Source organism: Streptomyces virginiae (assembly GCF_041432505.1).
GTDB lineage: Bacteria > Actinomycetota > Actinomycetes > Streptomycetales > Streptomycetaceae > Streptomyces > Streptomyces virginiae_A.
In genome coordinates this window covers 8,808,866-8,822,547 of the sequence record NZ_CP107871.1, presented here as the reverse complement: position 1 = coordinate 8,822,547, position 13,682 = coordinate 8,808,866, and the positions used below count along the sequence as shown (strand labels likewise).

Below are 13,682 nucleotides of genomic sequence, written 5' to 3'. Positions count from 1 at the left end.
TGGTCCAGGGAGGGATGTCCAGGTGGGACGCAGGTCTCCGTATTCGGAGGAGTTCAGGAGGGACGCGGTCGCGCTCTTTCGGGCCGCGGCCGGGAAGCGGACGTACGCTTCGGTGGCTGCGGATCTCGGGATCACCGCGGAGTCGCTGCGGACGTGGGTCCGCAAGGATGAGGCCCCGGACACGTCCGGCGGCCGTGACGCGGGCGTCAGCGCGGCGGAGGAACTTGCCCGGCTGCGGGAGGAGAACGCCCGGCTGCTCAAGGCTGAGCAGGAGTGGCGTCTGGAGCGCGAGATCCTGCGACGGGCGGCCGCCTATTTCGCGCGGGAGGTGAAGTGAGACCCCTCCGCTGGGACTTCATCTCCGAGAACCGCGCCGATTTCGGCGTCAAGCGGATCTGCCGGGTGCTCGGGGTGTCCCGCGCCGGCTACTACCGGCATCTGGCCACCGCACAGGTCCGCGCCGAGCGCCAGGCCGACGAGGCACGGACCGTGAACGAGATCCGTGCCATCCACGCCGAACATCACGGCGCCTACGGGGCCCCGCGCGTCCATGCCGAGCTGCGGGCGAGAGGGCACAGGATCAACCGCAAGCGCGTCACCCGGCTGATGCGGAACAACCACATCGTCGGCCGGCATCTGCGGAGGAAGAAGCGGACGACGATCGCGGACAGGGCCGCGGCGCCCGTGCCGGACCTGGTGATGCGCGACTTCACCGCGGACACGTTGAACACCAGGTGGTGCGGCGACATCACCTATACAGCCGTCGGTTCGACGTGGCTCTACCTCGCTACGGTGATCGACATCTGCTCGAGGAAGGTCGTGGGCTGGTCGATCGCGGATCACATGCGGACCTCGCTGGTCACCGACGCGATCGAGATGGCCGTGGCCGCCCGCGGAGGCCGGGTCCGCGGCGTCGTTTTCCACACCGACAGGGGCGCCCAGTACAGTGCGGCCGCCTTCGCCGACGTCTGCCTGCGGCACGGCATCCTCCGCAGCATGGGCAGGGTCGGCTCGAGTTACGACAACGCCCTCGCCGAGTCGTTCTTCCAGGGCCTCAAGCGCGAACTGCTCCACGGACTGCGCTGGACCTCGAAGGCACAGACCCGGCTCGAGCTGTTCCGCTGGCTGTCGTACTACAACCGGCGCCGTCGCCACTCCGCGCTCGGCTACCTCACACCAGCCGAGTACGAACAGCAGCTGATCACTACACGTACGCTGTCACTCGTCGCATGAAAACCGGTGTCCACTCCCCGGGATCAACCTCAGGGAGAGCCTGCACCAAGGGCACACTCGCCGAGCGACTGGGCTCAGGTTGAAAACCACCTCGGCTCGTCGCTGCCGAGTGACTACAAGACGTTCATGGACGCCTATGGCAGCGGCATCATCTCCGAAGAACTCATGGTCTTCCACCCCCAAGGCTCGACCCCGCTCCTGCCGCGCATGCGCGAGATACACGAGCGCATCAGCCGGTCCCGCGAGCGGCGCCCGGACGATATTCCTCATCCGTTCCACCCTGAAGAAAACGGTCTCATCTATTGGGGGTACGACTTCGGCGGGGATGAGCATTTCTTCATGCCGTGCAGCCCTGATCCGAACCGATGGAAGGTCGTCACAGCGGTGCATGGATCCAGCTGCGTGACCTTCGACGGCCCGTTCACCGCCTTCGTCCTCAACTTCGTCACGAATCTTCAGTTCATGGACGAAGCGGGCAACATCGGACCCGCGACACCCAGCTTCGAGTCCGCCTGACCGGGCGTCCACATGAACGAGCCGCAAGGGGCGTAGTCATCACGGAAGCGCGGTCACAGCCCGAATTTTCCTCAGAGCTACTCTTCGCCCCAGTTGGTTCACGGAGTGAACCAACTGGGGAACGTGGGGAGCGAGCGCGGGCGTGACGTGGTTGCTCTTCGACGGGTGTCAGAGCTGTGGGGGATGATCGGGCCATGCTTCAAGCGAGAGACGAGCACGGGCGTCAGGTGAGGAATCCGGGGCCCACGGCCTTGAGTCGGATGGTGGCGAACCTCGGCCGGGGCAACGCCTTCGTGATCGTCGAGCGAGTCGACGACGAGGCAGCCGGTGATTGGTATGTGCAGGTGTGGCTGAGGGATGACAACACCTATCAGCTGGAGTTCCGTGACGGGACGGCGGCAGAGCACCACCAGACCCGGACGATCTCCCAGGAAAAGGTGATCGTCGCCCTGAGCGGCTGGGCCAAGGCACGCCCGGATTGGAAGGACGCCTTCATGTGGAACAACATCGGCGCCTCGTTCGGAAACGCCGGCTGACCCTGCCGCCGCCTGGGGCCGACAAGGTCAGTGACGTGCGGTCGCTCAGCTGCGGCGCATGGGGATGACGTCGGGACTTGCTGCGGGGATGGTGGGCCGCGCGGCCTCGGGGGTGGCGAGAAGCGCGACGATGGTGACGGGTTTGTCGCAGTGCGGGCAGTTGCGGATAGCTGTGGGCGTCAGGGGTGTGGGTGCCGGCGACTGCCGCGTGACCACGTCGGTCTCCGCTGTGTCGATGGCTTCGTCGCGTTCACGGCGTCGTCGCCTGGCTGCTTCGGCTTTGCAGCGGGGGGTGCAGTAGGTATGGCGGGTTGCCTGGGGGTTGACCTGGAACCGGGTCCAGCAGATGGGGCAGGCCCGGAGTTCAACCAGCACGTCCGGTCACCCCTTTGCGGAGGTTGTCGGAGTGGGACTGGTGCGAGCGGAGGCGGTAGGACGGGCCATCGATGCCGACTACGGCGGCTCGGTGAAGCAGCCGGTCGAGCATCGCGGCGGCGACGGTCGCGTCGCCGAAGGCGCCTGCCCAATCTGCAATTCCGACATTGGTCGTGAGGATCGTGCTCGACTTCAGATACCTCTGGTTGATCACCTGGAAGAGGGCCGAAGCGCCGTCGCCCGGTAGCGGGAGGTGTTGGGTCGGGGACGGGACGCCGTGCACCGTTTCCGGTGTCGGTTTTCCCATCCCCGCCCGCCGAACCGGACGTGCCCGTTGGCCGAGCATCCGGCTCTCCACGTGATCCGATGTGTCAGGCGAGGTATTCGCTGACCTGGCCGACGAAGGCCACATCGTCATGGTTCGTCCGGCGGAAACGTGCTCCGTCGGGATCGACTTCGTCGATGTTGTATGGCGTGCTGATCTGCGCTCCGCGGAACTGGTAGCGCTGGACCTTCATCTTCGCCGGGTTGTAGAGGACCATCCCGCCCTCGGTGATGCGGTCGGCCCCGTAATAGCGGCGCCGCAGCTGTTTCCAGGTCAGGTGGGGGTGTTTGTAGCGGATCCAGAGAAGCAGTCTCCACCACGCGTACCAGCCGAGGCAGGAGAACGTTCTCTTGGATGCGCCGTAGCGGAAATAGGCAGCCCAGCCCCGAAGGACCGGATTGACCGTCCGCAGCACCTCCTCCAACGAGAGCGAGGTCGTGCTTCGCCCCGTCAGTTTCTTGATCTTGTGCATCACAGATGCCAAGGCGAGCTTGGACGGAATGGTGAGCACGACGCGACGGCCGTCGCCGAAGGGCCTTCGCTGGATGTGGAAGCCCAGGAAGACGAAGCCATCGTCAATGTGGGTGATGTGGGTCTTCTCGACCGAGAGAGTCATCTTCAGCTTGAGGGCCAGCAGCTCACCGATCTCCGCCTTGAGTGTCTCGGCCTCGGACTTGGTGCCGTGCACCAGCACGACAAAGTCGTCGGCGTATCGCACCAGGCGGTAGTTCGGCAGCCCCTTGCGCCGTCGGGCTTGCCGACGTGCTCCGGGGTTCATCTCGGTGTTCCAGATCCGCGAGAAATGCCGGTCCAGAACGGAGAGATAGATGTTGGCCAGCAGCGGAGAGGCGACTCCTCCTTGCGGAGTGCCCGTGAGGGTCTCCGCGAATCCACCGTGCAACTCGACGACTCCGGCCCGCAGAAACGCGCTGACCAGCCGCAGGACCTTGCGGTCCTTGATGCGCTCGGCCACCAGGTCCATCAGGACATGATGGTCGACGTTGTCGAAGCAAGCCTTGATGTCGCCCTCGACGACCCAGTCGTAGGTCGACGGCTTGCGGGTGAAGCGGTGGATCTCGGCGATGGCATCCTGGGCCCGACGACCAGGCCGATACCCGTAGCTCGACGGGTAGAAGTCGGCCTCGAAAATCGGCTCCAAGACCAGGGGGGGCGAGTGCCGGAAGGGGCTGGCACGGCTTCTTAGCTTCGGGCTTCGACGCCCAGGGCAGGCAGACGGGCCCGCGCGGGCGGGATTGTCGACCTGGTCCGGGGGCGTCGTGGAGTACGGAACGGACCGCCGCCTACAGGGGTCTGTTCGGGCGGAAGCGAATGTGCCGGGCCCGCGACAGCGACGCGAGGGTCATGCTGTGGGTGGCGATCACGAACTGGCATCCCTGTGCGACCCTCTCGTACATCCACTGCACTTGCAGCCTGGTGGCCTCCGGGTGCAAGCCGGCCTCCGGCTCATCGAGCAGAAACAAGCGGTTTGGCCCGTCCATGCCCTCAAGGAGGGCATCCGGACCTTCTGGCGAGTTGCCCAGGTGCGAGACGAACAGGCGGCTCTCAGGCTCCCGAGATGTGGACCACTGCGCCTCCATCCCCGAGGCCAGCTCACGGCTGATCGAACTGAGATTGAACGGCAGGCCGCCGTTGCTGAAGCGGCAGCCTGTGAGCAGGGCCAGCGCTCCCAGGAGCATCGACTTCCCCGTCCCATTCGGGCCCGCCAGGACGGTGATCCCTGACCTTGTGCTTTATGGTCTGATCCGGTCACGTTCGATGGTGCTCTCGGGGCGCCGGACGGTTTTTCCCACGTCGTAGCGGGTGGCGGGCCTCTGGTTCTTCGAGCCGAGTGGGCGGCCGGGACCGGGCCGGGTGGGTTTGGGCGCAGCACGGGCCGGGCAGGGCAGGTGCGGGCGGAGGTTCCTGAACCCGCGGCGGACCCGGGCCGGGGTCAGCCTGTTCGGTTCTGCCGGCCGTTCCCAAGGCCGGCGGACGTCCTCGGCGAGCGGCCGGGCGAGACGGAGCTGGGTGTGCGCGACGATGATCAGCCACGTCCACCGGTCCGCAGCTTCCGGTGTGCGGAGCTTCGGCCGGGTCCAGCCGAGGGTCTGCTTGATCATCCGGAACGTGTGCTCCAGGTCGAAGCGCCGGAGGAACGCCTGCCAGCGCAGATCGACATCGGGGCCGGCCATGCCGGTGGCGGAGGACCACAGCCACAGCGGCAGCGGTTCTCCGCCGCCGGGCAGGTGGTCGACTTCCAGACGGATCAGTGTCCCCTCGATGATGGGGAGTTCACTGTCGTGGTCGATCCACGCGGAGCGGGTGGTGAGGCGGGGGTGGATGCGGTCCCAAGCCATCGCCCGGGCGGTGCCGTAGCGGTCGGTGACCTGAATGGTCGCCGCGTCGGGGTCGCCCCAGGTGGCAGGCTTGGCGAAACGGAATTCCTTGCCGTGCTTCGGTGGCCGGCCGCCCTGGGGATAGGCCAAGGCGTACTCCAGTTGTGTGGGTGTCGGCCGTCGCATGACACGGTCCGATCGCATGCGCCCCAGGACCTCGACGGGCAGTCCGTTGAGAAGGTAGGCCATGCGCGGGGCGTCGTAGCCGGCGTCGAAGACGATGAGGATGTCGGGATCGCCCTCGCGCAAGCGTCCGCCGGTGATCAGGTCCTCGACTACCCGGCGGACCTGGCGGGCGGTGACCTCGGCGACATCGTCCTCGGGACCGAGCCGCACGGCGTCCAGCAGCTGGCACCAGGAGGTGCGGCCCGATTCGAGAGCGGCAACGAACGAGTACGGCCAGCCCGGGATCATCAGATGCTGGTCCCGGCCACGGCCGAAGGTATGGCAGAACAGCCTGTCCGCGCTGCACTCGGCATCCGGCCGCAGCCAGTTGGTCACGTCCACGGCCAGGACGAGACGGTCATCGGCCGCCCTCGGCTGGGGCAGCGCAGCCAGTGTCCGCCGCAGCCCGTCGATGTCGATGCGGCCATGGTTGAGAGCGTCATACAGCGCGCCGTGCCCACGGCGGTGCTCGGCCAGCAGCGTCAGGTCCACCGGCGCGGTCACCGGCCCTTCGGCGCAGAGCAGAGCGTCGGTCAGCTCGAACAGCTCGTCACGTCGGGAGGTCAGACACGCATAGAAATCGTCCCGGAAGTGTGACGACACAGCGAACGCATCCCGCTGGACATCGTGATGCAGCAAACTCGTTCCCCCACGGCCTTCGTGCTGGCCAGGTGTCTCTTCGGTCGGAGCACAGGATCAAGCGAAGGCCGCGTTCACGTCCCAGGAACCCACGTACGGGGGATCACGTTCGGGGGCATCGTTCGAGGTCAGACACTATTGAACAAGTTCAGATTCAGGACCGTCTGCCCGCCGAGTGCTCGTTCCGCTGGTATTCCATGACTTCCTCTTGCCCGGGTACCGGGCTGCTGAGGGCGGTGGCCAGAGCCTGGGCTTGGTCCGGCGTGATACCGAGGGCGAGGGGTACCTGGCGAGGGCTGTACGGGGATGAGCACACGGCGATCGGGCTGTCGCCGGTCGGCGTCCACCGGGGTCCGTTCGCCGGGTCCTGTTCCCCCAGCAGGACCGCGGCCAAATCGCTAGCAGCTTCCGCGCGGATCCCACAGTGGGACAGTGCGCGTGCCACGGTGTCGCACGCCTCGCCGGGCATGTCGGCGTCGCCGAGCATGGGCAGCAGGAGTAGGAGGCGCTCGGATGGATTGGTCAAACCCTCGGTGCCTTCCTGTGTGCTCGTGGCGAGGGTGAGGAGCTCCGTCCAGGACAGGCCAGGGCCGGCCTCGTCGGCGCCGCACTGACCGAGAAAGCCGAGGCGCCCCCACTTGGGATGGCGGATGAAGTAGTCGACGTTGTTCTGGTCGTCCCAGTTGGCATAGACGGCGTAGACCGTATGGCCACCGTCGAAGCAGACCCGCAAGACCGGCCAGGGCTGCTCGGGGTCACCGAGGCGATCCACCATTTCCTCGTAGGCTGACGTGTCCACCCCGTATGGCTCGGCTGGTTCGCCGGGATCGCCCATCGTCAACAGGACATGAGCTAGCCAGAACGCGGGGTCTCGCGCGAGGTCCTCGCTCGCGACCAACTCGCAGTCCTGTACGTACTCCGGGATGTATACGCCGATGCTCATGGGAGGAGGCTAGGGAACACCGGAGGGCGACCGTGCGTCGGGGCTGGGTTTCCACACCGATGGGCAGAGCAAGACATCCTCAAATCAGCGTACGAGGTTAAAATTCAAGCTTACCGGCACCCCATGACGTCGTCCTCCGCCCCCTCCGAGCCGGTGCCAGCCCCCATCCGGGTGCTGCTGCCCGGGGACCAGGACGTCGTCGGACGCCTGAGGTCCAAGCGCCAGGTCCGCGACGGCTGGCTGTACGAGGTGGGGCTCCCCGCGTACCGCAACGGCCCCGGGGACACGGTGGAGCCGGCCGAGTACCGGGTCTGGGTACGCGCGCCGCAGCACGTGCAGCCCCTGGACGGCGTCTCGTACGACGACGTGCCCGTGGAGTACCTGGAGCCGCCCTCGCTCGTGGAACGGGAGCTGGGGCCGCGCCGCCCGTCCGGCTGGGTGCTGGCGAAGGCCGGCGGCCGCGGGCCGGGCCGGGGCACTGTCCACGCCGTTGACTGCCCGGAGGCGCCGGCCGGGGCGCCGGTGCTCACCCTGGAGCACGCCCTGGACGTGGCGCAGCACCCGGGGACGAGGCTGTGTTCGCTGTGCGGAGCTGCGGCCGAACTCGCCCCGGTCCTCAAGGGCTTCGACCGTGGCTTCGACGGCGAGGACTGAAGCCCGAGCGGGCCGCGCACAACGGCGTGGGGCGGCAGGCGGTCCCCGTCTAGTCTTCGATCAGTTCCTTGAACTGCGGGCACCCGACGACGTGCCACTCTCTGACGAGGATCTCGCCGTCGACGATCACGACCTCGGCGTGCCACGGCAGGCAGTCGTGGCACGCATGGATCTCGTAGGCGTTGCCCTCGTCGTCGAACGCCCGAAGGTCCACGCAGCCGATAGGCGCCCGGTAGGTGACGTCCTGGTCCGAGCCTGAACCGTCAGCCATCTGCGCAGCTCCTTGCCCTGATCAGCTCGTTGGTGAGCTCCACGGTGCCCAGGTACCACCAGAAGATCCAGTCGAGGAACGCCTCGTCGTACTCGCCGCGCTGGTCGGCCCGGCGGTGGCGGAGGTCGAAGCGGTTGGCGATCTCGAAGAGGGCGCCCTCGTCCTTGCCTAGCTGGTCCTTGATCAGGGCGCGGCGCTCTTCGAGGACGCGGCCCAGGTTGAAGATGGCCGATCGCTTGCTCTCGGGGGAGGCGTCCCGGCTCCGGTAGAGCGCGATGGCGTGGCGGACGTCGGCGGTGACGTCGGGTGGGCTGTCGTTGATGGCGCGGTGCACGAGTTGGCTGCGGGCGTCGTCGGTGAGGGCGACCAGGCGCCCGAGGTCTTCCCCCTCCATGGCGAGCTCGTAGTGGATGGCGGCTGCGCGGAGGAGCTCGTTGACCTTTGCCCGGTACAGGGTGCGGGCCGGCCCGTTGTGGAACTCCGAGTGGTGCCAGCCGCAGCTGTTCCAGTTGTGGAATTTCCGCATCCGCGGACGGCTGACGAGGTCGTGGAGGACCTCGATCAGGCCGTAGAAGGTGTCTTCGTCCCAAGTCTCCGGGGCCAGGGGCCATAGGCCCGGAATGCCCAGGCGCCGCTCGATCAGCGCGGAGGCGTCAGGCAGCGCGTTGGGGTCGTCCACGCATTCCTCACCGAAGTGCTCGACCAGGTAGCCGTTGTCCACGAAGTCGCCGATGATCCTCGCGAAGTCGCGGCGGGCATCACGCGCGGTGCTGCCGTCGATGGACAGGCCGCGGCCCTGCCGTTGCGGCCAGTACGGCCTGGGCGCGGCTGCGGGCCGGATCTCCGAGGCGCGGCTGATGAGCTCGGCGAACCATTCGTGCTTCGTCATCACCGCGGGCGCGGACCGGCCCCATCCAGAGGCGGTGCCGCCCCAGGGATCTACCTCGTTGTGGTTCGGCATCTCGCCGAAGTCCGCCAGTGCCGTCGACCCCGACAGAGCCTCGGTCATGAGCCATTCGGCGCGGTCCGCCCAAGACGATCCGGCCGATGTGATGACGCGCTCGCCTTCGGACACGAACAGTGATGCGGGCCAGGTCAGCTCGTAGTTGCTCAGATCCAGACTCACCGCGTCATCATCACCCATTCGTACCCATCGTGAGCCTGTCTCGGCGAACTTCAGGCCCTGCAGACGATGGAGAGGCCCTGGGGCCCAAGCTGCCTGCCGGAGCGGGGTGTGAACGAGGAGCCGCGGTGGGGAGATTGTGCGATGACAAGGGGAGGAACGCTGTGGGGAAGCGGAACGGGGCGCGCAAGGGCGCCCGCCGATCGGGGAATCCGGCACGCAGGGACACAAAGCAGATGTACTCGGGGAACGTGATGGGCGAGCGCATGTACGCCGCCCCCACTACGGCCGACCGGTCGGGTATGCAGCCGGGAGACATCATCCCGGTGAGAGCCCCGCAGCTGCCGGACGGCATCGTGATTCGGGACGCGACCCACGCCGACACGGGCTCGCTGGAGCCGGTGATCCGGCTTGCCGACCCGGACAACCCCGATGGCTCCTGGCGGGCTCTTCCATCCGTGATCGACCAGAGCCTCGCTCCGGAGCCGCTCACGTACGCGCGGGTGGTGGAGGACTCGGCGTCGGGAGCCCTGGTCGGCGGCATGCTCGCGCTGCCGGCGACATGGGCCTTCACCCACCCCATGCTCCTCGGGTCGCCCAACGCACACATCATCGCCGGTCTGGTCGCGTGCCTGGACTCCCTCGCAGTGGTCGACCAGTGGCGCGGCAAGGGCATCGCGCGCGCCTTGGTCGCCGAAGCGGAGAAGGCGGCCGGCTCGTACCCGGCCGGGAAGCTGGGCGCGGCTGTCCTGTACGCGACGCACGAGCCGGAGCTGACGGACTTCTACGCGAGGCTCGGCTTCACCCTCTCCCCCGACGGCATCGGCATCCCCGCCCCGGCCGGGATCATCTGCCACGGCCCGCTCAAGGGCTTCAAGTTCTCGGTGAAGCCGCTGCGCACCGGCGTTCAGATGGCGCCGATGGCCACCCCGTACGGGCGGCACCTGGCTATCCGGGGCGTCCTGCCCGTGCCGGCGCGCTGACCTCGTTGCCGCGCCCCACGCGAGCGAGTCCCGGACCGCATCGGTCCGGGGCCGCGGTCGGTCGTGGAGCGCGAGCCGGGGCGTCGTACCCGCCGTCGACTGCGCACCCGGGCACCGGACTGTGCTCCCTGTGCGGCCGGTCCTCAAGGGATTCGACCGCGGCTCCGACGGCTGACTGCAGGCGTCGGACACTGTGGGAAACGGTCAGCCGGCTTGTCAGCTCCGCCGTGCCCAGGCATCAGCAGAAGATCCAGGCGGCGGATACCAGCTCCACGGCCCGGCATTGAGCTCTGTGGGAATCCGGTCCCGACATGGAGCCGGGACCGGACAATTGGTGTCTACGCGCCGATGGACGCCGCGAGCACGGCGGGCGGCTCGGCCATGTCGATGTACGGGTGGGCAGTCCCGTCCTGCGGGGAAAGGAGACGGGCGGCCCACCCTTCCGCCGCCCGGACGATCTGCAGTGGGGCGTCGGATCGTATGGGCAGAACAGTCAGCAGGGCCCAGTGGGCCCGCCGGTTCGGGCCGTCAGTACTGTGCTTGTAGTGCTCGGCGAGCCGAGTACCTACAGCCGTCCGTTCCTGTCGGCACACACTTCCTACGTAGCGGCAGTGGCACCGGACGTCCCAGGCGATGTAGACCGCGTTGGGTGCGTTGATGCGGCGCCGGACAGCTTCCGGTGTGGCTCGCAAAGTGAGCCGGGCCGGCAGCCCGCCGTCCTCGTTGAGAACGGCGGCGTCGACCAAGGGGGCCATCGTCCGGAGCACGGGCGTGAGCTGGCGAATGATCTGGCGGGGGATCGAAGCGGAGCTCACTCGTCGTCCTCGTCGTCCTCGTCCAGGTCCAGCAGGCCCGTCTGGTGGGGGCCGTAGGCGATGAGGATCTCGTCGATCTTCTTCAGCTGGTCGCGCAGGGTTTGCACACCCTCGGCACTGCCGAAGACGTCGCGGCTCCGGCTCGGGACCATCTTGGCCAGCGTGTTCGCGGCCTTCACGGCGTTCTTGATGCCTCCCTCCAGATTCCGTCGCTGTCGGACGTCCTCGGCCGTGAGGTCATCGCCGGCGCCGCCGCCGTCGCGCTGCTTCTGCTTCTCGGCGGCGATGCTGGCCTCGGCTTCCACCGGGTGCGAGGCATAGACCAGGTCCCACTCGTAGACGATGGTCTTCGTCGCTCCGGCCTTGTCCAGGTGGGGCTCGCCGTCACGGACGAGGACGCCGTCGATCTCACGGTCGGCGGTGTGGAACTGCTTCGGGAGGATGGCGCGGTCGGCCGCCACGTGCGCGTACGCGATGGAGTGGAGCATCCGCAGCCCGCCGAGAGTGGACGCCAGGTTGTGCAGCAGCTTGTTCGGTACGGCACGGAACGGGGCCTTGCCGCTCTCGCGGGTGGCGCCGAGCTTGGAGCCGCGGTCGCGGGTGATGTAGCCGTCGAGCATCGCTGCGGTGCCTCCCAGCACCGTCAGCTCGGCGATCGCGCTGTGCTCACCGGCCTCCGCACGCTGGAGAATGTCGTCGAGGACGTCGAGGGGATTGGTGCCGGTCGTCAGGTCCCAGGATCGCTTCCACACCATTTCGGTGATCGTTCCGCCGTTGCCGAAGGCGCGGATGGCCTGGTCGATGTTTTCGGAGCTCCTGTAGGGGGACAGAGCCATCGGGGCCAGGTGAGCGCTGATTCGCTGCCGGTCGGCCTTGCCCATCCCGAATTCCTGCTTGATGAGCATGTTCATCTGAGTGGCACCCGGACCGGCCAGCACGACCCGCTGGTGAAGAGCCGACGCCCACAGCCGGTGCCCAGGCACCTTGAGCATGTCGTACATCGCCGCGGGCCCGACCTGGCCGAGCAGCACCTCGTAGACGGAGTTCGTGATCAGCTTGCTTCGGGAGGCGTGACGGTAGACGCGCTGCATGCCCTGGGTGTGCTGGGCGCCGTCGGTCCACGGGGTGACGTGCACGTGGATACTCGCGACCAGATCGTCCCGCGCGGCGACCAGGTCAGGCAGGGGCGTGTTGTCCTCGGCCTGCGCACCGACCACGACGATGGCGGGGAAGGTGAGGGTGTGGCCCTCCCGGCGGGTCTCCTCGGTGAGGATCGACTCGGCGAGGCCGTTGCGGACACGGGTGGCCATCTCCTTCACCGCCGCCCGGGTGATCCGGAGGTCGGTCGGCCGGCGCGGCTCGTGGCGGTCCACGGAACCGATCACGGCTGCCGTGCACGCGGCAATCGCCGCGTCGATGTCGCCTCCCGTACGGGCCAGCCACATGCTGACGAAACGGCTGTTCCCGTCGCCAGTAACGAGGTAGGTCTCCTCGGTTCCGTCGTCGAAGATGATGCGCACCAGAAACAGGGTCAGCGGCTCCTTGACGCCTTGCTGGAGCACGCTGTCGGTGTAGATGTTCTTCTGGCCCTGGGCGTGGAACGTCTTGCGCATGCTGTCGGCCACCAGGGCAGCCAGGGCCTTGCGGTCCCGAACCCGGACGACGAACATCGCGAGCGGCTTTCCGCTCTCCTTGTCGACCAGCGTCTCGTAGGTGACCGGGTCCGTCGTGGAGGGCTCCACGTCCATGGCAGTGCGCAACTGGTGTGCCCACCGCTGGTTGATGAAGTCGGGCAGCACGTCCAGGTCCAGGAAGCGCAGGTGCTGCCCGACCGCGTACAAGGTGCCGCCCACGACCGGCTTGTTGAGCAGCAGGCCGGAGTCCGCTGTCTCGCCCCGTGCCTCGACCATCTGGCGCAGCCGGATCGGCTCCACCACACCGCCCGTGACGACGTTGACCGCGTTGTCGTCGAGCGAGTTCACCGGGTTTTCGATGAGTGCCTTGCGAAGACCGCGAAGCTGCGTGACGGGCACGGGGTCGGGCACGGGATTGGGTCGACGCAGAGAGGGAGGCAGGTTGCCGTCGTCGATGTCGTCGATGTTCATGCTCACGGAAGGCCCTTTTCAGTGCCTGACCGACGCCGACCTGCCGCTCGACGTTCGCGGAGCCGGGGCGATCCTCCTGCTGTTCGGCCAGCACCTGACCCGGATCACCGCCCTGACGACTCAAGCGGTCACCGCCGTCGGCGAGGACACCTTCCTGACCCTCGACCGCACCCCGATCCCCCTACCCTCCTCTCTGGCTGGCTTGTTGACCGACCTCGCCAACATGCCGGCCCCCTCGAACTGGGCGGCGAACTCCTCCCGGGGCTGGCTGTTTCCCGGAAGCCGCCCCGCACAACACCTCTCCGCCACCGTGCTCGGCCGCCGCCTGGCCACCCACCACATCCCCAACCGGCCGGCCCGCGCCACCGCCCTGGTCGCCCTCGCCCAGGACCTCCCCCCAGCGGTCCTCGGACCGATGCTCGGCCTCCACCCCGTCACCGCAGCCCAATGGCGACAGCGAGCCGCCACCGACTGGACCGCCTACCTCGAAGCCCGTAGCACCAACCGGGCGGGAGACGATACGACCGGGCCCTGACGGCCTGGCCGTTGCCCCACGCCGTTCCTTCTCCAGGCCAGGCGCTGTCTTCAAGGGGTCCGGGATTG

The 13,682-nt window shown here is 67.7% G+C and carries 16 protein-coding genes; 6 read left to right on the top strand and 10 right to left on the bottom strand.

What is annotated here, in order from left to right; genetic code table 11:
- The first annotated feature begins 22 nt into the window (after positions 1–22).
- The 3 genes from OG624_RS40715 to OG624_RS40705 all read left to right on the top strand — a co-directional run bounded on the left by OG624_RS40715 (position 23) and on the right by OG624_RS40705 (position 2,285).
- Positions 23–1,233, top strand: a protein-coding gene (locus OG624_RS40715) for an IS3 family transposase (RefSeq protein ID WP_371640752.1) whose coding sequence is annotated in 2 segments (ribosomal slippage) — positions 23–269 and positions 269–1,233 — 1,212 coding nt in all. Because the reading frame shifts where the segments join, the coding sequence is not laid out codon by codon here.
- Positions 1,234–1,239: 6 nt separating this feature from the next.
- The gene (locus OG624_RS40710) at positions 1,240–1,749 is read left to right on the top strand and encodes an SMI1/KNR4 family protein (protein ID WP_371640751.1); all 510 of its coding nucleotides are present in this window, start codon (positions 1,240–1,242) and stop codon (positions 1,747–1,749) included.
- 260 nt (positions 1,750–2,009) lie between these two features.
- A complete protein-coding gene (locus OG624_RS40705) occupies positions 2,010–2,285 on the top strand; it encodes a hypothetical protein (protein WP_371640750.1) in 276 nt (91 codons plus the stop codon).
- 45 nt (positions 2,286–2,330) lie between these two features.
- Here the strand turns inward: OG624_RS40705 and OG624_RS40700 are convergent, their stop codons facing one another.
- From OG624_RS40700 to OG624_RS40675, 6 genes are all read right to left on the bottom strand, one after another.
- A complete protein-coding gene (locus OG624_RS40700) occupies positions 2,331–2,660 on the bottom strand; it encodes a hypothetical protein (protein ID WP_371640749.1) in 330 nt (109 codons plus the stop codon).
- Positions 2,650–2,967: an ATP-binding protein gene (locus tag OG624_RS40695; RefSeq protein WP_371640928.1), complete on the bottom strand. Its 318-nt coding sequence runs from the start codon at positions 2,965–2,967 to the stop codon at positions 2,650–2,652. Before OG624_RS40695 ends, OG624_RS40700 begins: the two co-directional genes overlap by 11 nt.
- Positions 2,968–3,031: 64 nt before the next feature.
- Complete coding sequence (locus OG624_RS40690; protein WP_371640748.1) at positions 3,032–4,144, bottom strand: reverse transcriptase domain-containing protein; 1,113 nt, start codon at positions 4,142–4,144, stop codon at positions 3,032–3,034.
- Between the two features lie 142 nt (positions 4,145–4,286).
- Positions 4,287–4,712 (bottom strand): AAA family ATPase, encoded by a 426-nt coding sequence (locus OG624_RS40685; RefSeq protein WP_371640927.1) that lies wholly within the window; start codon positions 4,710–4,712, stop codon positions 4,287–4,289.
- A 24-nt stretch (positions 4,713–4,736) separates the two neighbouring features.
- Positions 4,737–6,185, bottom strand: a complete 1,449-nt coding sequence (locus OG624_RS40680) for an NF041680 family putative transposase (RefSeq protein ID WP_371640747.1) — start codon at positions 6,183–6,185, stop codon at positions 4,737–4,739.
- A gap of 154 nt (positions 6,186–6,339) precedes the next feature.
- Positions 6,340–7,128: a hypothetical protein gene (locus tag OG624_RS40675; protein ID WP_344550314.1), complete on the bottom strand. Its 789-nt coding sequence runs from the start codon at positions 7,126–7,128 to the stop codon at positions 6,340–6,342.
- A gap of 123 nt (positions 7,129–7,251) precedes the next feature.
- Here OG624_RS40675 and OG624_RS40670 point away from each other — a divergent pair, with 123 nt between their 5' ends.
- A complete protein-coding gene (locus OG624_RS40670) occupies positions 7,252–7,782 on the top strand; it encodes a DUF6233 domain-containing protein (RefSeq protein WP_371640746.1) in 531 nt (176 codons plus the stop codon).
- 49 nt (positions 7,783–7,831) lie between these two features.
- On the opposite strand, the gene OG624_RS40665 is transcribed toward OG624_RS40670, so the two are convergent.
- Positions 7,832–8,053 carry a hypothetical protein gene (locus tag OG624_RS40665; protein WP_371640745.1) on the bottom strand — a complete coding sequence of 74 codons (222 nt, stop codon included), beginning with the start codon at positions 8,051–8,053 and terminating at the stop codon, positions 7,832–7,834.
- A complete protein-coding gene (locus OG624_RS40660; RefSeq protein ID WP_371640744.1) occupies positions 8,046–9,179 on the bottom strand; it encodes a hypothetical protein in 1,134 nt (377 codons plus the stop codon). Before OG624_RS40660 ends, OG624_RS40665 begins: the two co-directional genes overlap by 8 nt.
- A 233-nt stretch (positions 9,180–9,412) precedes the next feature.
- On the opposite strand from OG624_RS40660, the gene OG624_RS40655 reads away from it, so the two are divergent.
- Entirely contained in the window at positions 9,413–10,159 is a 747-nt protein-coding gene (locus OG624_RS40655; RefSeq protein ID WP_371640743.1) for a GNAT family N-acetyltransferase, read from the top strand.
- A gap of 338 nt (positions 10,160–10,497) precedes the next feature.
- Here OG624_RS40655 and OG624_RS40650 read toward each other — a convergent pair whose 3' ends face one another.
- Both OG624_RS40650 and OG624_RS40645 read right to left on the bottom strand, forming a co-directional pair.
- Positions 10,498–10,974 carry a hypothetical protein gene (locus OG624_RS40650; RefSeq protein WP_371640742.1) on the bottom strand — a complete coding sequence of 159 codons (477 nt, stop codon included), beginning with the start codon at positions 10,972–10,974 and terminating at the stop codon, positions 10,498–10,500.
- Positions 10,971–13,085, bottom strand: a complete 2,115-nt coding sequence (locus OG624_RS40645) for a hypothetical protein (RefSeq protein ID WP_371640741.1) — start codon at positions 13,083–13,085, stop codon at positions 10,971–10,973. Before OG624_RS40645 ends, OG624_RS40650 begins: the two co-directional genes overlap by 4 nt.
- Between OG624_RS40645 and OG624_RS40640 the strand changes: the two genes are divergently transcribed.
- Positions 13,072–13,614, top strand: coding sequence for a hypothetical protein (locus OG624_RS40640; RefSeq protein WP_371640740.1), 543 nt, complete (start codon positions 13,072–13,074; stop codon positions 13,612–13,614). The genes OG624_RS40645 and OG624_RS40640 overlap by 14 nt on opposite strands.
- The last annotated feature ends 68 nt before the right edge of the window (positions 13,615–13,682 follow it).